At 58.7% G+C, this 17306-nt stretch carries 16 protein-coding genes; 5 read left to right on the forward strand and 11 right to left on the reverse strand.

What is annotated here, in order from left to right; translation table 11 throughout:
• The 4 genes from J2I47_RS16995 to J2I47_RS17010 form a co-directional block, all read left to right on the forward strand.
• On the forward strand, positions 1-990 hold a 990-nt coding region (locus tag J2I47_RS16995; protein WP_229374706.1), incomplete at its 5' end, for a fumarylacetoacetate hydrolase family protein.
• Between the two features lie 161 nt (positions 991-1151).
• On the forward strand, positions 1152-2279 hold the full coding sequence (locus J2I47_RS17000) for an FAD-dependent oxidoreductase (RefSeq protein WP_207365794.1): 1128 nt from the start codon (positions 1152-1154) through the stop codon (positions 2277-2279).
• A 104-nt stretch (positions 2280-2383) separates the two neighbouring features.
• Complete coding sequence (locus J2I47_RS17005) at positions 2384-3145, forward strand: cyclase family protein (protein ID WP_207365795.1); 762 nt, start codon at positions 2384-2386, stop codon at positions 3143-3145.
• Between the two features lie 33 nt (positions 3146-3178).
• On the forward strand, positions 3179-4060 hold the full coding sequence (locus J2I47_RS17010; protein WP_207365796.1) for an alpha/beta hydrolase: 882 nt from the start codon (positions 3179-3181) through the stop codon (positions 4058-4060).
• An 80-nt stretch (positions 4061-4140) separates the two neighbouring features.
• Here J2I47_RS17010 and J2I47_RS17015 read toward each other — a convergent pair whose 3' ends face one another.
• From J2I47_RS17015 to J2I47_RS17065, 11 genes are all read right to left on the reverse strand, one after another.
• Positions 4141-5451, reverse strand: coding sequence for an MFS transporter (locus J2I47_RS17015; RefSeq protein WP_207365797.1), 1311 nt, complete (start codon positions 5449-5451; stop codon positions 4141-4143).
• Entirely contained in the window at positions 5408-6478 is a 1071-nt protein-coding gene (locus J2I47_RS17020) for a zinc-dependent alcohol dehydrogenase (protein ID WP_207365798.1), read from the reverse strand. Before J2I47_RS17020 ends, J2I47_RS17015 begins: the two co-directional genes overlap by 44 nt.
• 8 nt (positions 6479-6486) lie before the next feature.
• Positions 6487-7356 carry an amidohydrolase family protein gene (locus tag J2I47_RS17025; protein ID WP_207365799.1) on the reverse strand — a complete coding sequence of 290 codons (870 nt, stop codon included), beginning with the start codon at positions 7354-7356 and terminating at the stop codon, positions 6487-6489.
• A 12-nt stretch (positions 7357-7368) separates the two neighbouring features.
• On the reverse strand, positions 7369-8133 hold the full coding sequence (gene madM, locus J2I47_RS17030; RefSeq protein ID WP_207365800.1) for a malonate transporter subunit MadM: 765 nt from the start codon (positions 8131-8133) through the stop codon (positions 7369-7371).
• Positions 8121-8504 (reverse strand): malonate transporter subunit MadL, encoded by a 384-nt coding sequence (gene madL / locus J2I47_RS17035; protein ID WP_207365801.1) that lies wholly within the window; start codon positions 8502-8504, stop codon positions 8121-8123. Before madL ends, madM begins: the two co-directional genes overlap by 13 nt.
• A 31-nt stretch (positions 8505-8535) precedes the next feature.
• Positions 8536-10017, reverse strand: coding sequence for an acyl-CoA synthetase (locus J2I47_RS17040; RefSeq protein ID WP_207365802.1), 1482 nt, complete (start codon positions 10015-10017; stop codon positions 8536-8538).
• Positions 10018-10036: 19 nt separating this feature from the next.
• Entirely contained in the window at positions 10037-11131 is a 1095-nt protein-coding gene (locus J2I47_RS17045; RefSeq protein WP_207365803.1) for a 5-methyltetrahydropteroyltriglutamate--homocysteine S-methyltransferase, read from the reverse strand.
• A gap of 61 nt (positions 11132-11192) precedes the next feature.
• Positions 11193-12323: an alpha/beta hydrolase gene (locus J2I47_RS17050; RefSeq protein ID WP_229374707.1), complete on the reverse strand. Its 1131-nt coding sequence runs from the start codon at positions 12321-12323 to the stop codon at positions 11193-11195.
• Complete coding sequence (locus J2I47_RS17055; protein WP_207365804.1) at positions 12320-14116, reverse strand: feruloyl-CoA synthase; 1797 nt, start codon at positions 14114-14116, stop codon at positions 12320-12322. The genes J2I47_RS17050 and J2I47_RS17055 overlap by 4 nt, the downstream gene beginning before the upstream one ends.
• A 28-nt stretch (positions 14117-14144) precedes the next feature.
• Complete coding sequence (locus J2I47_RS17060; RefSeq protein WP_207365805.1) at positions 14145-14912, reverse strand: crotonase/enoyl-CoA hydratase family protein; 768 nt, start codon at positions 14910-14912, stop codon at positions 14145-14147.
• A 13-nt stretch (positions 14913-14925) separates the two neighbouring features.
• Entirely contained in the window at positions 14926-16263 is a 1338-nt protein-coding gene (locus J2I47_RS17065; protein ID WP_207365806.1) for a spinster family MFS transporter, read from the reverse strand.
• Between the two features lie 127 nt (positions 16264-16390).
• On the opposite strand from J2I47_RS17065, the gene J2I47_RS17070 reads away from it, so the two are divergent.
• On the forward strand, positions 16391-17299 hold the full coding sequence (locus tag J2I47_RS17070) for a LysR family transcriptional regulator (protein ID WP_207365807.1): 909 nt from the start codon (positions 16391-16393) through the stop codon (positions 17297-17299).
• The last annotated feature ends 7 nt before the right edge of the window (positions 17300-17306 follow it).

Below are 17306 nucleotides of genomic sequence, written 5' to 3' on the forward strand. Positions count from 1 at the left end.
CAGCGGCGGACCGCCCAAATCCTTCCCATGAAACTCGTCACCTTCCAAAATCCTGAGAAAATTGCCCGTGCGGGCTGGCTTACGGCTACCGGTGTGGTCGATATGGCCCTCGTCAGCAACGGGGCACTGCCCGCCGACATGCTGTCATTTATTGATGGGCATGAAGCGTACATGGCTCTTATGCGGGCAAATAGCTGGCAGGAAGCCGAGGCAACGTATTTATTCGGCCAGGTACGTCTGCTGGCTCCGCTGCCTAACCCCCGCAGCTTCCGCGACTACATTGGCTTCGAGATGCACATGCTCAACGCGTCGCGGTCGTTTGGGCATAGCATCGGTGCGGCCTGGTACGAGATGCCGATTTTCTACTTCACCAACCATCAGGCGATCTACGGCCCGGACGACGATATCAAGCGCCCCGCCAACGAAACCAGGCTGGATATTGAACTGGAAATGGCCTGCGTGATTGGCAAAAAAGGCCATGACATCGAAGCCGGTGAGGCACGTCCCTACATTTTTGGCTACACCGTTTTCAACGACTGGACAGCGCGGGCCATTCAGAAACGCGAAATGGAAGTGCCGCTGGGGCCGCACAAGGGCAAAGATTTCGCCAACGCCATTGGACCCTGTATCGTCACCGCCGACGAGATGGAGCAGTACCGTTGCACCATTACCCCCGCCGATTTTCCCGAACCCCTGCGCTTTCCGCATGGCCCCACCGACCGGCTCGACGTGGCTATGCAGACCCGCATCAACGGCGTTACGGTCTGCGAAGGCAACTACAAAACGGCCTTCTACAATTTTGAGCAGATGATTGAGCGAGCCTCTGAAAATGGTGTCAACCTGATGCCGGGCGATGTGCTGGGGTCGGGTACCGTGGGCCGGGGCAGCCTGGTCGAAAACGCCTTTTCGGTCCACCGCCCGCTCGAACCGGGCGACGTGGTCGAGTTGGAAATCGAGGGCATCGGCATCTTACGCAATCAGGTTGTGTAGCTCACTGACAAGATGAATAAGGCAGAAAAACCAAGCCGCCCCTGTTGTGGAACATTACTAAACTTGTAAATAGGCCGCTGATTGTTATGATGCTTATGATGCATTATGATTTTTAAAAAGGAGATCATAAACCATCATAACAATCAGCGGCCCATCCTATCATGAAAAAAGCACTGATTGTCGGTGGTGGCATCGGCGGGTTATCGGCGGGTGTGGCCCTTCGCAAAGCGCAGTTTGAGGTTCACCTGGCTGAATTAAGTCAGGCGTATGATGTCTATGGGGTGGGCATTATTCAGCCCTCCAACGCGCTTCGGGCGCTCGATTCGCTCGGCCTGGCCGATGCCTGCATTGAACGGGGATCACCCTATGGCAAGGTGAAGATGTGCAGCGCGGGTGGCTTCCCCTTCACCGAAGTCGGCACCCCACCGATGGGTCGTCTGCCGGTGCATAACGGCATTTCCCGGCGTATTCTGCACGACGTATTGCATGAAGGAGCGCAGGCGGCGGGCGTCATTTTCCGCATGGGCCTGAGCGTTTCGGCCATCGACAACAGCGATGAGGGCGTTAGCGTCACCTTCACCGATGGCAGCACGGACCACTACGACCTGCTGGTGGGGGCCGACGGGGTCAACTCCCACGTCAGGAAGTTGATTTTCGGTGATCACAAACCACGCTACACGGGCCAGTCGGTGTGGCGGTATGCATTCGAGCGGTTGAAAGAACTGGAGACGGGCTACATGTTTATGGGCAAACAGACCAAAGCGGGCCTGATTCCGATGACGGCCAGCAGCATGTACATGTTTGTGGTATCGGCGGAAGGGGCCGACAACCCGTTCATTCCCGAAACTGAACTGGTGCCGCGTCTGCGTGCCCTGCTGGCCGAATACTCAGCCCCGATGGTTACGAGCGTAGTGGACCAGATCACCGATCCGAAGGGGGTTATTTATCGCCCGCTGGAAACGCTGCTCATGCCTGCTCCCTGGTACAAAGGCCGGGTCGTGATGATGGGCGATGCCGTTCACGCCACCATTCCGCAGCTGGGGCAGGGGGCCGGGCTAGCCATTGAAGACGCGGTGGTGCTGGGCGAAGAACTGACCGTTGGTGATGCCGTCTCCGCCGCGTTGGACCGCTACATGGCCCGGCGCTACGAACGCTGCAAAATGGTGGTGGACGTGTCGGCCCAGGTTGGCGAATGGGAACAACTCGACTGGCAGGGGAAGCTACCCGAAGAAGCTAACATCGGCGCGTTGATGGGGCGGACACTAGGTGCGCTGGGTGCTCCAATTTAAAATGTCGGATTGGGGATTTCGGATTTCGGATTGGCTCCGCATCGCCCAACCAAGTAGTGAAGTTGAAGCGAAGCCAATCCGAAATCCGAAATCCCCAATCCGAAATGAAAATCATTGACTTATCCGTAACGATATCGACCGATATTAAAGAGCCACTGCCCACCCGGATCGACTACGAGGATCACAGGGAAGGCGCGAAGAAAATGGGGTCCAAGCTGTTTGGCGGAGCCTCGGAAGATGTGTTCTTGGAAGGCAACGGTCCTGCCGGCGAATTTCTTTACCTCACAGGCCATGCCGGTACCCATATCGACGCCCCCTGGCACTACTTCCCCACCTGCGAAGGCAAGCCCTCGCGCACCATCGAACAGATGCCGCTGGAGTGGTTTTTCAACGATGGCGTGGTACTCGATTTCACCGACAAACCCGACGGCTACTGCTTCACCGTGGCCGACGTGCAGGAGAAACTAGCCGCGATCAATTACACCCTCAAACCCTTCGACATCGTGCTTATTCGCTGCGATGCCGATAAGCGATTGCACGACGATGATTTCGTCAAAATCCACGTCGGAGCCTCCGCCGAAGCGACGCACTGGCTGATAGATCAGGGCATTAAGGTGATGGGTACCGACGGCTGGGGTTGGGACATACCCCTGCACCTTCAGGCCGAGGACTATTTCAGCAACCCGCGTCCGGGGGTGATCTGGGCGGCGCACTACGTAGGGCGCGAGAAAGAGTACTGCCAGATTGAGAAGCTGGCGAACCTGGATCAACTGCCTCCGCACGGCTTCAAGGTGAGTTGCTTTCCGGCCAAGATCAAAGGTGGCAGCGCAGGCTGGTGCCGGGCCGTAGCTATTCTTGAGAACTGATTAACGAACTATATCCCCAGACAAACGCTACCCATGCACAAGTACCTGCTCCTGGTTGCCTTGCTCAGTGTGACCACTGCCCAAGCTCAACGTGTTATCTCGCTCTACGACGGCAAGGCCCCCGGCTCTGAAAGCTGGACCTGGCAGGAGGCCGAAAACACGAAAAATCTGTTTCAGACACGGGTCATCTATAACGTATCTACCCCCACGCTGACGGCCTATTTGCCTGACCCGGCTACGGCTACTGGCACCGCCGTGGTGGTAGCTCCCGGTGGCGGATTTCATACGCTTTCGATTGACTCGGAAGGGATAGATGTAGCTAAGTGGCTCAACAGCAAAGGGGTAGCCGCTTTTGTGCTCAAATATAGGCTGATACATAGCCTGACCACCGACCCTGTGGCGGAGCTAATGGGTAAGATGGGCGACAGCAAAAAACTCGATGCTGAAAATGCCCCCGTTGTTCCCCTTGCCATTACCGACGGCAAACGGGCTATGGAGTATGTGCGGAGCCATGCCGCCGAATTTGGCCTGCGCCCTGATCGAATCGGGCTGATGGGTTTCTCGGCGGGGGGCACCGTCACCATGGGCGTTGGGTTTGACTATACCCCGGCTAATCGTCCCGATTTTCTGGCTCCGATCTACCCTTACCTGGGCACAGGGGCTATTGCCAGACAGGTGGTACCCGCCGATGCGCCACCCCTGTTTGTCTGTGCCGCCACCGACGATCAGTTGAAACTGGCCCCGCACAGTGCCAAACTCTACACCGACTGGATTGCCGCGGGTAAGCCCGCCGAACTCCACATGTATGCCAAAGGCGGGCACGGATTTGGTATGCGCAGACAAAAGCTCCCCTCCGACAGCTGGATTGAGCGGTTTGGTGAGTGGCTGGCATCAAGCGGATTTCTGACTAAGTGATGATGGGCCGCTGATTGTTATGATGCTTATGATCATAATGCATCATAACAATCAGCGGCCCATCAAGCGTAGTCCGCCAGTCAACGTAGTTCTTTCGAGGGAACGGTGAACGCCATCACGCCTGCTACCAGCAGTGGTAGCGAAAACAGGAAAAACAGGGTTGCTTTGCCTAAACCGGCGTCGGACAGCGCACCGAACAGGGCAGGTCCGAGAATAGCCCCCAGCCGCCCCACGCCCACCGCCATCCCCACGCCTGTGGTCCGTATGCTGGCCGGGTAGACACGCGCCAGCACAGGGTAAAATCCGTTGAAGCCACCCTGCACGAAAAAACCAATCAGGAACGTCATGCCAAACATCAGGCCATACCCCATTGTGAGGTTGCCGTAGAGTAGCATGATACAGAAAGCCGTAACCATAAATGTGAGAATGAGCCGCCGCAGGCCGAAACGGACAACCAGCGCCCCCAGCGCGAAACTTCCGCCAAAGGCACCGACGTTCAGGGCTGTGCCGATGTAGGTGGCCAAATCGAAGGGCATACCGGCATCTTTGGCAAGGGTAGGCACCCAGCTCATAAGGGTATAGAGGGTCATGAACCCGAAGAAAATACCGGTCCATAATCGGAACGTGGCCGCCCGAAAGGCCGGGGCAAAGAGTTCGCTGACCGGCACAGTGGTGTGGGCAGGGGCGGGCGGCAGGGCTTCAATGGGCGCGTGACCCATGCGGGCGAGGAGGGCGTTGGTTCGGTGGAGGGCGTTTTTGGGTTGCCGTTCGGTCAGGAAGGCCAGGGATTCGGGCATGAACAGCCCAATGCAAAGCAGCATCAGCCCCGACAAGGCACCCGCCGCCAGATACGCCGACTGCCAGCCAAACTGCGGAATGGCCCAGATCGTGAAGTAGCCTGCCAGTATGGCGCCGATGGGCCAACCCGCCTGCACCAGCCCGACGCTGAAATCGCGCCGTTTGTTGTTGGAGAATTCGGCCGCCACCGCCGCCAGCGTGGGCAGGATACCGCCAATACCGAGCCCCGTTACCACCCGAAAAGCAAGCAGCTGCCCGTAGGCCGTTACCAGCGACGACAGCACCATGCCGCTGGTAATGAGGCTTAGCGAGATGATAAACAGGGTTCGGCGACCCAGCCTGTCGCCGAATGGAGCCAGCAACAGGCACCCCGCCGTCATGCCCGCAAGGCCCGCGCTGAACACATAACCCAGTTCGCTTTTCGAGAGTCCCCATTCGCGAACCAGTTCGGGGCCGGTAAACGATACCACCAGCACGTCGATGCCGTCGTTCATGTTCAGGATGAAACAAATGGCAACAATCAGCACCTGAAACGAGCTCATTGGCCGGTCAATCAGGCTTTTCAGGTCCGTGGGAGGTAGGGTAGGGGTCATGGCTATTGTTAAGGGTCAGGTCAATCACCAGCTTACTTGCTTCGCCCTGCGCCGCCGAGTCAAGAGCCGCCTGCAGATCGCTGAGCGGAGCATAGCCCGACACAATGAAGCCGGGCTGGATCACGCCCGCCTCAATCAACCGAAGCGTTCGCCGGAAATCGTCGGGGTGGTCGTAAATAAGGGAGGGAACGATGGTGATGCCCTCGCGGGTGAGCTTGAGGGGGGTGAAGGTAGCCGGTTTGGCCGACAGCCCCACCAGCACAATCTCGGCCCCACGCGGTGCCGCCGCCGTTGCGAGTGAAGCGGTTAGCGCCGCCCCCGCGCACTCAAATACCGTACGGACATCATACCGTAGCCAGCTTTCGGCCAGGGTATCGCTTTGTTCATATGGCGTACCCATCGGGCAAACAGCCAGCGCCCCCAAACCTTCGGCCAGGCTTACTTTGGCGCGGTTGAGTTCGGTCACCAGCACCCGGTAGCCCAGGGCCAGCGCCAGGTGCGTGACCAGCAAACCAATGGCCCCCAGCCCGATTACGGCAATGGTATCGCCGGGTTTGGCCTGCGCCGTCAGCAGGGCGTGCAGGGCCACCGCCGTTGGCTCAACCGTCACGGCGTCCTGATCGCTGATGGTGTCGGGAATGGTCCAGCAGAAGTCGACGGGTACGATGACGTAGTCGGCAAAGCACCCCGGCTCATTCAGGCCAATCGTGCGTTTGTTGCCGCAGGTATTGGCTTTACCCGTCCAGCACTGGCGGCAGTTACCACAGGGAATATTGGGTTCAATGACTACCCGCTCGCCAACCGCCCGGCCCACCACGCCTGGCCCCAGTTTGTCGACGTAGCCAAGCCCCTCATGACCGATGATGCCGGGCCGTTCGAGCAGCCTGTGCCCCAGAAACAGATGCACGTCGGAGCCGCAGATGCCAACCAGTTTCAGCTTCACGCGCACGTCGCCAACACCCGGTTCGGGCAGGGGAGCCTCCTGAATGGCAATGCGTTTTGGTGCAATTAAGTAGGCCGACTGCATGGGCGTTTCTAGGGCGCTAGGGTCAACATTCGGATAGCGTTCTCCTTCAAAATCAGGGGTTTCACGTCGTCTTTAAATCCGGCGTTCTCAAAGTCCCTCAGCCAGCGGTCGGGGGTGATGAGTGGGAAATCGGTGCCAAAAAGCACCCGGTTTTTAAGCTGTGTGTTGGCATACTGCACCAACTGTGGCGGAAAATACTTCGGCGACCAGCCGCTCAGGTCGATGTAAACGTTGGGCTTGTGCATGGCTACCGACAGGGCTTCATCCTGCCAGGGCCACGACGGGTGCGCAATAATGATGGGCGCGTCGGGGAAGTCAATAGCCACGTCGTCCAGGTGAATCGGGTTCGAGTAAGCCAGTCGCAGGCCACCCCCGCCCCGCACCCCCGCCCCAAAACCCGAATGGCCGGAGTGAAACAGCATCGGCAGGTTGTGTCCGGCAATCTCTTCGTAGAGGTGATAGGCTATGCGGTCGTTGGGGTAAAAGCCCTGCACCGTGGGGTGGAATTTGAATCCCTTCACGCCAAACGCCTCGATCAGCCGCCGGGCTTCGCGGGCACCCATCCGGCCTTTGTGCGGGTCGATGCTGGCGAAGGCGATCATCACGTCGGGGTTGTTGGCGGCCCCCTCAGCCACTTCCTCGTTTGGGATGCGCCGCCGTCCGGTTTCGTGTTCCGAATCGATGGTGAACATCACAAACGCCATGTTCCGCTCCCGGTAATAGTCGGCGGTTTCCTGAATCGTGGGCCGTTTGTCGGACTTAAAATACCGGGCAAATGCCTCGTCGAACTCCGGGCGGTAGTCATCGTGTGGCTGGCAGCACGACACCTCCGCGTGCGTGTGTACGTCGATGGCGACGATTTTTTGCAGGTCGATCATGGGGAAAGTACATTAATGGCCAACGAGCGCTGCCACCAGCAGGTACAGGACCGATGGACAAAGCAGGCAGCCTAAGCCGGTGTAAAATGTGGCCGTCATGGCGCCGTAGGGTACCAGTTTGGGGTCTGTGGCCGCCAGGCCCGCCGCTACCCCGCTTGTTGTACCCATCAGGCCGCCGAAAATCATGGCCGTTGAGGGGTTGTTGAGGCCAATGGACCGGGCAATGAGTGGAGTGCCGATGGTGACCAGAATGGACTTGACCAGGCCCGCCGCAATGCTGTTGGCGATCACATCGGACGATGCCCCGACGGCGGCCCCCGTAACCGGCCCGACAATGAACGTGCAGGCGCCGGCTCCGATGGTAACGATGCTTTTGGCGTCACTGTAGCCCATAAGATACGCGATGACGGCCCCACAACTGAACGTGAACACCACCCCGATCAGCAGTGAAAGCACACCGGCCATACCCGTTTTGCGAACAACGGCGAAACTGACACCCAGCGCCGTAGACACGATGGCGAAGTCGCGGAGCATGGAGCCGCCCATGAGTTCGAAACCACTCAGTGCTTTTATATCGGCGATGCCTTTGCTGCCGCCCGTAAGCAGTCCGCCAACGTAAGCCATCGACAGGCCCAGAAAAATAGCGATGGCCGAGCCGGGAATTTTGCTTCTCGTCAGCTTTCGGGACAATTCGTCAGACACAACCATGAGCAGCCCTGTTACCAGAAACGCTACGATAAGGCCGTTTTTGACAAGCAGGGTCGTTATGTAGTCCATTCGGTGGGTGTTTCAACGGGTGGTTTGGCGGCTGACAACAGAGGCAGAAACAATAGGCACAACGCCACCGGCACAACACCCGCCAACAGCGCCGTGAAGCCACTCGACAAGGCCACCCGCACGTTTTGGGTAGCCGACATGGCGACAATGACGGGAATGTACAGGTTGCTCCAGAAAAGAATCCCGCTTTGCATCTGCGGCAGGAATCGGTCACGTTTTTCGAGCCAGTTTTGAGCGAAGATGAGCAGCAGCATGGCAAAACCCACCCCGCCAATGTTGGCGTTCGTGTGCAGGAGCCGACCCAGCGTTTCGCCCAGCAGCTGACCGGTCAGATAACAGCCCGCTAACAGGGCAACACCTCGAATGAGCATGGGAGCAGTGGTTTTGGGTAAAAAATTGAGTTTAGAAGCTGGTCTTCAGGTCATTTTTTGTCACCTTCCCCATCGCATTTCGGGGCAGTTCGGTCACGATCACATACCGGCGTGGCACTTTATAGGCGGGCAGTCTGTCGCGAATCCAGCGGTTCAGTTCGTCGGTGTTCAGGGTGGCCTCCTGGCCGACTACGAGCGCCGCCGCTACCAGTTCACCCCACTCATCGCTGGCGAGGCCCACCACGCTGCAATCCTCAATTTGCGGGTAGGTGCGTAATACCTCTTCAATCTCCAGCGCCGAAATTTTGTAGCCACCCGACTTGATAATGTCGGTGGAACTGCGACCCAGCATTTTGTAGTAGCCGTCGTCGAGCACCGCCACGTCGCCGGTCCTGAACCAGCCGTCTGTTGTGAAAGCGGCTCTGGTGGCTTCTGCTTTCTGCCAGTATTCCTTAAAAACAGCCGCGCCTTTCACCTGGATTTCGCCTGCTTCGCCCGGTGCCACGTCGTTGTCGTGCTCGTCGGCCAGCCGGACGGTCACGCCCGGCAGGGGCTGCCCGATATGGCCCGCCCGGCGTTCGCCCCGGTAGGGGTTGCTGATGGCCATACCCAGTTCGGTCATGCCGTAGCGTTCCAGCAGGCGGTGGCCACTGATGGTTTGCCAGCGTTCCATCACCGAAACCGGCAGCGCCGCCGACCCCGACACCATTAGCCGGAAGGTGGTCATGGCCGCTGTCAGCGCCTGCTGCTGGTCGTTGGGCAGGGTGTCGTAGTGGGCAATGAGCTTAAAATAAATGGTTGGCACGGCCATAAACACCCCCCTGCGCGGCTGTTGGGCCATATCCAGAAACCAGTCGAAAACGCCCTGCGCCGAAAAATGGGGCATAAATGCCACCGTGCCGCCCGCCCGGAGTGTGCAGGTCACCACGTTGATGATGCCGTGAACGTGGTGCAGCGGCAGTACGCATAGGCTCTGGTCAGTGGGGGCATAGTGCCAGGCATCCACCAACATCGACACCTGCGCGTCGATGTTGGCGTGGGTGCTCACCACGCCTTTGGGCAGGTTGGTGGTGCCGCTGGTATACAAAATCATGGCGGGGCGGCTGGGCGGCACCGTTGGCAACACGCCCACCGTCACTAGGTCGTCGTTGCCCGGTACCACCAGTCGTAATTCATGCTCCAGAACATAGGCTGCTAAAACAGACTCAAATTCAGGCGACACCACTACAATGGCCGCCTGTGTGTCTTCGATGACGTACGTCAGCGAGGGCAGCGGGTGCGTGGTGCAGAGGGGCACGGCAACGCCCCCCGCCAGCCAGATGCCCCGCTGCACACGTACGTAATCGAAGCCGGGTGTAACCATAAACGCCACCCGCGCCCCGGCCAGATCGGCCCCGTTGCCCAGCAGCACGCGGGCAAAGCGTTGGGCCGCGGTTTGTAGCTCGTTGTAACTAAACGAACGGCCATTGGCCATGATAGCCGTTTGGGTCGCGTTCTCTGGTATCTCGTTCATGCCATTGGGTTTAACAGGCTCAGGCTTTGCCCCATACGTGGATGGCTGTGTTGACAACCAGTTCCAGCTTCCGCCACTGATCGTCGGCGGTGAGTTCGTTGCCGTGGTGGGTACTCGAAAAGCCACACTGCGGGCTAACGCACAGCTGCTCAAGCGGCACGAACCGGGCGGCTTCGTCAATGCGTTTGGCCAGATCATCCATCGTTTCAAGCTCACGCAATTTCGACGAAACAAGGCCGAGTACCACCATTTTGTTTCTGGGTACAAACCGGAGCGGGGCAAAATCGCCGCTGCGTTCGTCGTCGTACTCCAGGAAATAAGCGTCTACGTTGATGGCGTTGAACAGCGTTTCGGCCACCGGCTCGTAGCCTCCCTGCGCAAACCAGGTGCTGCGGTAGTTGCCCCGGCACAGGTGAATACCCACCGTGAGGTCGTCGGGCCGGTCGTTGATCACCGCGTTGATGAGGGCGGCGTAGGTGCGGGGTAGTTCGTTCGGGTCTTCACCCCGCTCAGCCGCTGCCGCCCGCATAGCAGGGTTGCAGAGGTAAGCCAGGTTGGTATCGTCGAGTTGCAGGTACCGCAATCCGGCCTTGTATAACTGGCTTATTTCCTGCCGATAAGCCGTGGCCAGGTCGTGGAAAAACTCGTCTATATCCGGGTACGAGTGGATGTCGATGGCCTTGCGCCCACCCCGAAAATGAACCATCGTCGGCGACGGAATTGAGACTTTGGGCGTTTGATTCACCACCGACTGGAGGTAGTTGAAATCGGCCACCTGAATGTCGTGCTGGTGGGTGAGCTTACCCGTCACGCTCAGGGTAGGCGGGGTGAATCCGTCGCCGGCTACTTTGGCTTCGATGCCACCCGTGACCGTTACGCCGGCCAGTTCTTTCAAAAAATCGAGGTGAAAATAATCCCGCCGAAACTCACCGTCGGTGATGGCTTTCATGCCGGTGGCTTCCACTTTCCGGACGGTTTCGGCAATCGCCGCGTCTTCAATAACGCGAAGTTGAGCGGCTGTGATCTCGCCTTTTTTCCAGCGAAGCCGGTTTTCTTTTACGGCGGGGGTTCGTAATAAACTGCCAACGTGGTCGGCGCGAAAGGGTGGTTTCATAAGGGTCTGGTTGCGGGTGTCTGGACGTAATGGCGGTGCTGGGTTTAACCTTGTCTGGGTCTCAGTCAATAAAGCCGGGGCTGGCCTTGGTGCCGGTTTTTACCCACCGCCGCAGGGCGTCGAAGGCGGTGGTGGTCTGGGTTGGGGTAAACGCGCAATGGGCCTGCCCGTTGGTGTAGTTGACGGTAAAAAAGGCGTCTTTGCCCTGCTGGTGCACCATGTTTTCGTAGTTGACCACGCCGTAGGTAGGCGGAATCAACTGGTCGTAGAGGGTGTGCACGAGCAACACGGGTTTGCTGATTGTACCGGTGCGGTCATATTTTTTGAAGAGCCGATCGGGATTTGCCGTTGCCGCCAGGCGCTCGGCTTTCTGGTTCACCAGCAGGTTGTCGGGGAAGCCGCTGTAGACCGTGTTCGTGTTATCGAAGGGGTTGCCTTTGGCTTTCTGGGCCAGGTCGCGCAGCACGTTTTCATTGAAAAAAAGCGTAAAAGGCAAGTCGTCGGGTTTCAGGTCGAACCGGCGGGCAAATGCCACCGCCAACGCCGAATCTTTGGCGAAAATGGCCCGTCTGATTTCCTGCGCCCGCGCCATCATCTTCCGTACGTCCTGCGCCTGGTAAGGCTTTGATAAGTCGAAAATAGCCGTCAGCGGCGTGACAACACCCGGAAACAGCCCGTTAAACGTAGCGTACATATCGAACTCCTTGCGGCATTGCAGGTACGGACGGCTCGACAGCGGGCAGAGGGGCAGGCCACCGGCGTAATCATTGCCGAAGTTTTCGAGTGTCGCCAGCGCGATACCCCCACCCATGGAGTGGCCCACTATAAACGTGGTGTCGGGTTTGCCGTAGGTCTTGACCACATGCTGTCGCAGGGCTTCCGTATCATCTACGCCCTGCGCGAGGGCAAACCCCTGGTACTGGTAATCGGAGGCGGCCACGGCAAAACCCCGATCCAGAAAAGGCTTCATGCGGACCAGGAAATCGGGATTCTGGTTTTGCAGGGGCCTGCTGCCCACAAAGTCGTAGCCATGGGCGTACATAACCAGCTTTTTTTGCCAGTTGGGCGGAAATAAAATTCGGTAGCGGGCACCAGCAATAGCCCCCGAATCGATCCTGACCACCGATTGGGCCATTGTGCTGTTAGCGAGCAGCCACAAAGCGAAAAGTATCTTTCTTACGTGTGCCATCATTTGGTATAAAGTTGTTGAACCAACACGGCTCGATGCTGCAAAACAGCCCGCTGATTGAGCGAGCCTTTATCCGTGATTTCGCCCAGATCAATAGAAGGCGGGTCGAGGGCCACAATGGCCCTGGCAATGCGGTTGGCACTGCCCGTGGCGGTTTGGTTTAGCCGGGCCAGCAACGCATCGACAAACTGCTGCACCGCCGGGTGCTGAAACACAACCCGTTGCGGGGTATTGGCCGGGAGGTCGGCCAGTTGCTGGCAGGCCTGCGGGTTCAGAAACAGAATGGCACTCACGTATTCCTGGTCCAGGCCGGCCAGCACGACGTCCTGCACCACGGGCGAGCCTGCCGCTAATACACTGGCTTTCAATATACCCACATTCACCCAGGTGCCCGTCGAGAGCTTAAAATCCTCGGCAATTCGCCCGTCGAACAGCAGCCCTTTGTCGGGGTCTGTTTCGTCGACAAACCGGACGGCATCACCTGTTTTGTAATACCCCTCCTCGTCAAACGCGCTGGCCGTGGCTGCGGTCTGTTGCCAGTAGCCGGGCGTTACGTTAGGACCTTTGTAGCGGATTTCCAGCTTGTTGCCGTCTGGCACGAGCTTGACCGACAGCCCCGCCACCGGCACGCCCAGCAGCCCCGAATAGCTGCCCGGCCAGTTGGCAAACAAGGCCGACGGTCCCGATTCGGTGCAGCCAAGCCCCGTAATAATGGGTACCACCCGCCCCGTTGTTTCGCGGGATAATGCTTCCAGCCGCGACCACACAGGCTGGGCAAGGCTGGCCCCGGCGTAGAAAAGGAAGTGCAGGTTGCGGAAGAACGTAGCCCGCAGATCGGGTTCAGCCTCCAGATAGGGGAGGAGCATCGAAAACCCCTTTGGCACGTTGAAATAGGCCGTTGGCGACAGTTCACGCAGGTTTTGAACGGTGGTTTCGATGCCATCGGGCGTTGGCTTGCCGTCGTCGATGTACAGGGTGCCGCCATTGTAGAGGGCCATGCCAACGTTATGATTTCCCCCAAACGTGTGGTTCCAGGGCAGCCAGTCTATGAATACGGGCGGCTTGGCTGCCAGGCAGGGAAAGGCCTGCGTGATCTGCTGCAAATTGGCGCACCACATCCTGTGGGTGTTTATGACGCCCTTGGGCAAACCCGTTGAGCCGGAGGTAAACAGGATTTTGGCAACTGTATCGCCCGTGACGCGCTCGTGGGCTTTGGCAACGGCGGTGGTAGGGGTAGTGGCAAGCAGGTCGTTGAAGGAAACCGCTACCGGCTCCTCCACCGATACCAGTCGGGCCGTTGGAAACAGGCCGCGCGCCATGGCCAGTGCGGGGGCGTACTCGCGCCCGTTTTGCGCGAAAATCAGCTTCGGCGCCAGGAGCGTAAGGGTGTGCCGAAGTTTGCTAAAATCGCCGGAGGTCAGTGCGTAAGCGGGCGAAATAGGCGAATACGGAATACCAACGTGCAATGCCGCCAGGGCCAGCAGGGCGTGTTCGAGGCTGTTTTCTGACAAAATGGCGATGGTATCCCCTTCGGCAAATTGCAGGTCGAGCAGGTACTGCGCAATGGCTTCAACACGCCTCAGGGTGTTGGCATAGGTAAGCGGTTGCCCCCAGCCAGCCGCGTTCCGCCGGGCCAAAAACGGCTGATCGGGGGTGTGCCCGGCCCAATGCATGAGCTTTTGAGTAATGGTCTGCGGAAATGGCTGTAAGGCCTGCTCTGAATGGATCAGTATAGATCCATCGGAGCGGGTCAGTTTCCGGGTTGCAATGGGGCCAAACGTTGCTGTCTGTGTCATGTATGGATCGCGGATGAGACGGCCAGGCTTATTCGCCTACTTTTTTCGCTCTGCCAGCCAGAAAATCCTGCAGGCGGGCTTTGGCTTCGGGCGCATCCTGGGCAATGGCGGCCGTGAGTGATTCCATCAGCAGCCCCTGCTCCTGCGGAGACTCGGCAATGCGCGGTAGGATGTGCATGAGCGCGTAGTTGGTCATGTCCGTATTGCCCGCTACTGTCTGGGCCAGTGCCAGTGCCTGCGGTAGTCCTTCGCCGTTCTCCACCAGATATTGCGCCAGACCGATACGTTCGCCTTCGTCGGCGGTGTAGACGCGGCCCGTCAGCATCATATCGGTCATGCGGGCCAGGCCAATGAGTTTGGGCACGCGCACAGAAGCGCCGCCGCCCACAAAAATGCCCCGTTGCCCTTCGGGGAGGGCGTAGAACGTGCTTTTTTCGGCCACCCGGATGTGGCAGGCAGCGGCCAGTTCCAGCCCGCCACCCACGCAGGCCCCGTGCAGCACGGCGATGACGGGCACGGTACCAAACTGCACCCGGTCCAGCGCCCGGTGCCACATCCGCGAGTGGTGCAGCCCCTGCACGGCGTTGCGTTCGGTCAGGGCTGAAAGGTCCAGCCCGGCGCTGAAATGCTGCCCTTCGCCCCGTAATACCACGCAACGGATACCGTCGGGAATGGCCGAAAACAGGGCTTCGATACCCAGAATAAGCTCATCGTTGAGGGCGTTGCGCTTGTCGGGCCGGTTGAGCTTCACCAGCAGCACGGCACCCTGAATAGCAGTTTGAAGGAAAGCTGTCATGTTGCGTTTACCGTTATTGGGATAGGGCCTGTTCGGCTGGTATGGTGAGCAGCATGGCGTTACGGTAGGGCTTGAGGGCCAGCCAGGTGAGCAGCAGCGTCATGATGCCGCCAATGGCAAACAGCAGCATCAGCGAATAGCGGATGGCCCCTTCGTCGTGGAAGACGTAGTCGGTGAAAATAGCCACCGACGTGGGGCCTAAGCCAATGCCAATGAGGTTAAGGATGAAGAGAAAGATAGACGAAGCCAGCGCCCGCACCTGGTTGGGCATGATTTCCTGAATGGCTGCCGTAGCCGCCCCAAACGGAGCCGCCAGCGCGAAGCTGGGCACAAAAACGGCCAGCAATGCCCATTCGGCGCGGGGTAGCAACGGCAGCACCACCGCCAGCAAACAGCCCACCCCACCCAGCAACCCTACGCGTAGCCTGCCGTCGGCGATGCCCTGCCGCACGAGCCGGTCGGCATACCAGCCACCGAAGAGCGCACCCGAAATAGACGACGCCACCAGTACGGCGCCGTAGAAGGCACCGGCGCGGGGCACCTCCCAGCCGTAGGTGCGGGCCACGAAGGTGGGAATCCAGGCATTGCATCCGTAGTTGACCAGCGCCCCGAAGGCGGTGGCAAAGCAGATGAGGAGATAGGCCCTGCGGTGCCTGAAAATCAGCGTTAATGACTCGGCAAGGGATGGCCGAACCACCTCGCCCTGGTGCTGAAGCGTATGGGTACGGCCCGGTTCACGGATGGTCAGCAGCAACGCCGCCACCACCAGTCCCGGCAAACCGATGTAAAGAAAAATGAGCTGCCAGGGAAAAACGGCACCCAGCAGCGGCACCGTCACCAGCCCCGCCGTAGGTAACCCCGCCACAATGCCCGATCCGATGAGCATGGCCAGCCCCGACCCCAGAAAAACACCCAGCGAAAACACGCTTAGCGCCGTTGCCAGCCTGTTTTTGGGGAAATAGTCGGCAATGATGGAATAGGCCGAAGGCGACAGCGTAGCCTCGCCAACCCCAACGCCCATACGGGCCAGAAAAAACTGCGAATACGTCCGGATGCCGCCGCAAAAACTGGTCATCAGGCTCCAGACGGTAATGCCCACAATGACAATATTCCGGCGGTTGTAGCGGTCGGCAAGCCGGCCAATCAGGACACCAAACAGGGTGTAGAAAATGGCGAAACTCAGGCCCATCAGCAGGCTCATTTCGGTATCGCTCAGGTGCAGATCGCGCTTGATGGGTTTCACAAGCAGGCTGAGAATCTGCCGGTCTATGAATGACGAAATGTTGGCCAGCGTCAGAATGAAGATGGCATACCAGGCCGACCGTAGTGAGGACCGAACAGACTTTTCCATAGAGTACCCTGTCGTTTATCCTCACAAAAAGGCAGAAAAAGGTGGGTAAAGTCCAATACCAGTTTGTTATAAGGCGATAAGAAAAACTTATTAGGCTTACTTTTAGCTGTTGCAGCAAACGGGCAGTATGGAACTACGACAGCTACGGTATTTTATGGGGGTAGCCGATGAGTTGCACTTTGGGCGGGCAGCCAAAAAATTGTTTGTCTCGCAGCCTGCACTTAGCCAGCAGATTCGGGCGTTGGAGCGCGAACTGGGCGTCGAACTGTTCGTTGCCAAGAAACGTACCCAACTGCGGAAGGTTGAGCTAACCGAAGCGGGCACCCTGTTTCTGACCGACGCCCGGCAGATTGTGCAGGCCAGCCAGCGGGCCATTGAGCAGGTACGGCGCGTTGGGTCGAGCCAACAGACGGTTACCCTGGCTGTGTTTAAGCTGATTTTGCCCCATCGTATTTTGGGTATGCTGGATCTGTTTGCCACGCACTTTCCGTTGCTCAAAATTCAGCTTGTTGAACTCCCAACGGCCCTGCAGGTGCAGGAATGGGTGGCCAATGACCGCGTCGACATGGGCCTGACCGTGTTACCCCTGGCGCATAAGGGGCTGCTGGCCAAACCTTACGCGATCACAGAATACCGAATCCTGATGAGCCGGAATCATCCGCTGGCGGGTGGGGCGGCTGTTCAGCTGGCGGCGTTGCGGGGCGAAAAATGGGTGGATCATGGGCAGGATGCCGGGTTGTATTATGACCAGCTCGAGGCCGTTTGCCGGGCGGCAGAGGTGGACCGGGAAAAAAACATTGTGCAGATCGTGCCTTCTTTCGACCTGCTGAAAAGCCTGGTAAGCCTCGGCAAAGGCATTGCGTTTGTTCCGGCTTCGCTCAATTTAGCGCAGGAACCCAACCTGCTGGCCATGCCCATTATGAACGCCGACGGAAGTCCGTTCCGGCAAATTCTCATTCGGCACATACTGATTCATCAGGCCACCCAACCTACCCCGCTGGTGCAGGCGCTGGCCGGCCTGGTAGCCGCCGTGTAGCCGCACC

It is taken from the genome of Fibrella rubiginis (assembly GCF_017353185.1).
GTDB classification, from domain to species: domain Bacteria; phylum Bacteroidota; class Bacteroidia; order Cytophagales; family Spirosomataceae; genus Fibrella; species Fibrella rubiginis.

What these genes read in the sequence shown, in the direction of transcription:
- madM (WP_207365800.1), bottom strand. Translation starts at nt 8,133, where the DNA reads ATGGACTACATAACGACCCTGCTTGTCAAAAACGGCCTTATCGTAGCG.
- madL (WP_207365801.1), bottom strand. Translation starts at nt 8,504, where the DNA reads ATGCTCATTCGAGGTGTTGCCCTGTTAGCGGGCTGTTATCTGACCGGT.
- J2I47_RS17015 (WP_207365797.1), bottom strand. Translation starts at nt 5,451, where the DNA reads ATGACCCCTACCCTACCTCCCACGGACCTGAAAAGCCTGATTGACCGG.
- J2I47_RS17000 (WP_207365794.1), top strand. Translation starts at nt 1,152, where the DNA reads ATGAAAAAAGCACTGATTGTCGGTGGTGGCATCGGCGGGTTATCGGCG.
- J2I47_RS17020 (WP_207365798.1), bottom strand. Translation starts at nt 6,478, where the DNA reads ATGCAGTCGGCCTACTTAATTGCACCAAAACGCATTGCCATTCAGGAG.
- J2I47_RS17055 (WP_207365804.1), bottom strand. Translation starts at nt 14,116, where the DNA reads ATGACACAGACAGCAACGTTTGGCCCCATTGCAACCCGGAAACTGACC.
- J2I47_RS17045 (WP_207365803.1), bottom strand. Translation starts at nt 11,131, where the DNA reads ATGAAACCACCCTTTCGCGCCGACCACGTTGGCAGTTTATTACGAACC.
- J2I47_RS17005 (WP_207365795.1), top strand. Translation starts at nt 2,384, where the DNA reads ATGAAAATCATTGACTTATCCGTAACGATATCGACCGATATTAAAGAG.
- J2I47_RS17065 (WP_207365806.1), bottom strand. Translation starts at nt 16,263, where the DNA reads ATGGAAAAGTCTGTTCGGTCCTCACTACGGTCGGCCTGGTATGCCATC.
- J2I47_RS17070 (WP_207365807.1), top strand. Translation starts at nt 16,391, where the DNA reads ATGGAACTACGACAGCTACGGTATTTTATGGGGGTAGCCGATGAGTTG.
- J2I47_RS17050 (WP_229374707.1), bottom strand. Translation starts at nt 12,323, where the DNA reads ATGATGGCACACGTAAGAAAGATACTTTTCGCTTTGTGGCTGCTCGCT.
- J2I47_RS17025 (WP_207365799.1), bottom strand. Translation starts at nt 7,356, where the DNA reads ATGATCGACCTGCAAAAAATCGTCGCCATCGACGTACACACGCACGCG.
- J2I47_RS17010 (WP_207365796.1), top strand. Translation starts at nt 3,179, where the DNA reads ATGCACAAGTACCTGCTCCTGGTTGCCTTGCTCAGTGTGACCACTGCC.
- J2I47_RS17040 (WP_207365802.1), bottom strand. Translation starts at nt 10,017, where the DNA reads ATGAACGAGATACCAGAGAACGCGACCCAAACGGCTATCATGGCCAAT.
- J2I47_RS17060 (WP_207365805.1), bottom strand. Translation starts at nt 14,912, where the DNA reads ATGACAGCTTTCCTTCAAACTGCTATTCAGGGTGCCGTGCTGCTGGTG.